General features: G+C 67.4%; 2 protein-coding genes and 1 pseudogene. 1 reads left to right on the top strand and 2 read right to left on the bottom strand.

Annotated elements, in window-relative coordinates; all coding sequences use genetic code 11:
* Both OS124_RS0109405 and cysS read right to left on the bottom strand, forming a co-directional pair.
* Nucleotides 1-260 (bottom strand): annotated as a pseudogene (locus tag OS124_RS0109405) (citramalate synthase); the annotation flags it as partial.
* Between the two features lie 196 nt (nucleotides 261-456).
* A complete protein-coding gene (gene cysS, locus OS124_RS24210) occupies nucleotides 457-2,091 on the bottom strand; it encodes a cysteine--tRNA ligase (RefSeq protein ID WP_010139290.1) in 1,635 nt (544 codons plus the stop codon).
* Between the two features lie 489 nt (nucleotides 2,092-2,580).
* On the opposite strand from cysS, the gene OS124_RS0109390 reads away from it, so the two are divergent.
* Nucleotides 2,581-3,083, top strand: a 503-nt coding sequence (locus tag OS124_RS0109390) for an isocitrate lyase/PEP mutase family protein (protein ID WP_010139289.1), incomplete at its 3' end; no start/stop codon positions are given.

Here is a 3,083-nt window from a genome sequence, read left to right as displayed (position 1 = left end):
CGGCCAGCACGTCATCGTTTCGGCCGAGACGCCGGCCGCTTGGTCATCCCGAAGGCGGTCATCGTGGCGCGGGTCTTCGGCGCAGCCTCGAAGAAGGCGCTGTCGGTCGGGTTGGCACCGGGCCAGCCGCCCTCGATATAGTCCACGCCCAGCTCGTCGAGCATGGCGGCGATGCGCTGTTTCTCGGGCGTGGAGAACTGCACGCCCTGGGTCTGCTGCCCGTCGCGCAGGGTGGTGTCGTAGAGATAAAGACGTTCCATCAGAGCCCTCCCCCGGCCCGTTGGAGAGAGGCGCCGGAGGGGCGCGAGAAATCGTAGTTCGACAGGTCGCTTACGGTTGCTCTTTCAGAACCGCCCGGGACGCGCAGCGGCCCGGGGCGCGCCCGACCGCCCCCCTGGGCGGGCGCGATGGCGCCCCCCCGCGGTCGGGCGCGGCCCTCTGTTTCGAAAAAGCGCCTCAAAGCCCTGCCTCCAACTTGGCCAGGGCAATGCAGCGATCCTTCAGTTCGACGGAAGGAGCACCAGATAGCGAAACACTCTTCCAGCGTCCTTTCTTTCCCACTTCAAACTCCAGCTTCCGACCTGCGGCCAGTTGATCGAATTCATCAGGGGATACCGCGCTTTCCCCTGCCAAGGCAGGCGCGGACAGTGCGAGCCAGCCCAGGTCTTCCTTGGAGCTATCGACAACCCAAGTCGATTGCTCGCCATCAGATAGAGCAATACCAGCGATCTGGAGAAGGCCCCTAATCGCGTCCGACTTGGCCCATTCCTTGTTTGCACGTGCTTCATCGCGTTTAGCAACGATTGCATCGAGCAGTTCCTTGAGTTCAGCACCCAGGTCCGGCGCGGCAACCCAGTCACCGAGTTCGTCGGTCAGCAGCCCCAGCATCTGCGCCGAGGCCAGCATCACGCCCTTCTCGTAGAAGCAATCCTTCTGCGGGTTGGCGACGATCTCCTTGGCCATCGCATGCAGACGAGCAATCGCGCCAGCAGTATTCAGGTCATCGGCAAGCGCGGCGACCAGATCGGCGTCGGGGCCGGTCGGCTCGACGCCCTCCAGCAGCGCGCGCCACTGGCGCAGCGTCGCCTCCGCCTCGGCCCGCTTCTTCTCGGTCCAGTCCATCGGCTTGCCGTAGTGCGTCCCGAGAAACACGAACCGGATCACCTCTCCCGGCACGCCCTGGTCCAGCAGGTCCCGCACGGTGAAGAAATTCCCCAGCGACTTGGACATCTTCCTGCCCTCGACCTGCAGCATCTCGTTGTGCATCCAGACCCGCGCGAACTCCGCCTTCGGGTGGGCGCAGCAGCTCTGCGCGATCTCGTTCTCATGGTGGGGGAATTGCAGGTCGATGCCACCGCCGTGGATGTCGAAGCTCTCGCCCAGCAACTCGTAGCTCATGGCCGAGCACTCGATATGCCAGCCCGGACGCCCCCGGCCCCAGGGGCTGTCCCAGCCGGGCAGGTCCTCGGTCGAGGGTTTCCACAGCACGAAATCCATCGGATCGCGCTTGTAGGGCGCAACCTCGACCCGGGCCCCGGCGATCATGTCCTCGACTGAGCGGCCCGAGAGCGCGCCATAGGCCTTGTAGCTGGCCACCGAGAACAGCACGTGGCCCTCGGCGGGATAGGCATGACCCGCGGCAATCAGCCCCTCGATCATCGCGATCATCTGGCCGATGTACTGGGTCGCGCGCGGCTCGGCGCGTGGGCCGACCTCGCCCCGGATCGAGGGGCGCAGGGCGCCGAGCGCGCCCATGTCGGCGTGGTACCAGCCGATCGTCTCGTCGGTCCGCTCGGCGATCAGCTGTTCCAGCGTCCCGGGGGCGCCGGCCTCTTTCCGCGCCAGCGCCGTGGCGTTGATCTTGTCGTCGACGTCAGTGAAGTTGCGCACGTAGGTGACATGCCCTTCGCCGTAGACATGGCGCATCAGCCGATAGAGCAGGTCGAAGACCACCACGGGCCGGGCATTGCCCAGATGCGCGCGGTCATAGACCGTCGGGCCGCAGACATAGATCCGCACATCCGTCGGGTCGATGGGCGCAAAGATCTCCTTCTTGCGCGTCCGGGAGTTGTGCAGCTTGATCTCGACCATGTCTCGCTCCTCGCAGGGGCCGGTAAAGGCTTTGCCCGCGGGCGGCTTATCAGGTCATTTCGAACAGGGAAACGAGGAAGCGGCCCGCGAGATATCTCAGCAGGTAATGCAGCAGCCGGTAATGATGGCGATGCTTCCGTTCATGCAGACTGCCTAGCCCGGTGCGGCGCGGCTGGCAAGCCTTCTTCGGCAGGCGCCTCGGGATACGCCCCTCGCGCGCCACGCCCCGGCCAGCCGGAAACACTCCGAGGACAGCGGCTCAGCCGCGCGCCGGCGGCTCCCGCCCCCCCCGGTCTGCGGCAGGCGGCCCTTTCCTCCATCCGATGGCTGAAAATACTGCGGGGGGAGGCTCCGCTTGCGGAGACGGGGGGCAGCGCCCCCTCCCTCCCTTCGGGCCGGGCCGAAACGGCCGGAAAATCCTTGCGAAGTCCGCCGCCCTGTCCGACCCTCCGCCCGAGCCAGAGTTCCAAGGCCGCCCAGGAGACGACCATGCACGATCCCGCCCCCGCCTTCCGCGCCCTGCACCGCAGGGGAGAGCCCTTTGTTCTGGCCAATGCCTGGGATGCGGGCTCGGCCCGGATGCTTGCCGCGCTTGGCGCCGAGGCCATTGGCACCTCTTCTGCCGCCTTCGGCTTCACCCTCGGCCGCCCCGACGGCAACATCACCCGCGACGAGGCGCTGGCCCACGCCTCGGCCCTCGTCGCCGCCACGCCCCTGCCCGTCTCGGGAGATTTCGAGAACGGCTTCGGCGACGCCCCCGAGATCGTGGCCGAAACCGTGCGTCTTGCCGCGGAGGCCGGCCTTGCCGGCATCTCGATCGAGGACAACCCCTCGGGCGGGGCCACCTCCTACGACCGCGCGCTTTCGGTCGAACGCATCCGCGCCGCGGCCGCCGCCGCCCGCGCCCTGCCGCGCGACTTCGTGCTGGTGGCGCGTGCCGACGGGGTGATGAACGGCACCTACGACATGGACGAGGCCCTGGCGCGCACCGC

Origin of the sequence: Oceanicola sp. S124 (assembly GCF_000220565.1) — a bacterium.
In the GTDB taxonomy this organism is placed as follows: domain Bacteria; phylum Pseudomonadota; class Alphaproteobacteria; order Rhodobacterales; family Rhodobacteraceae; genus Pseudooceanicola.
The sequence above is the reverse complement of the archived record's forward strand: the minus strand, read 5'-3'. Positions and strand labels throughout refer to the sequence as shown.

Bases quoted from the DNA above. Each gene is read 5' to 3' on its own strand.
- cysS (WP_010139290.1), bottom strand. From the start codon at position 2,091: ATGGTCGAGATCAAGCTGCACAACTCCCGGACGCGCAAGAAGGAGATC.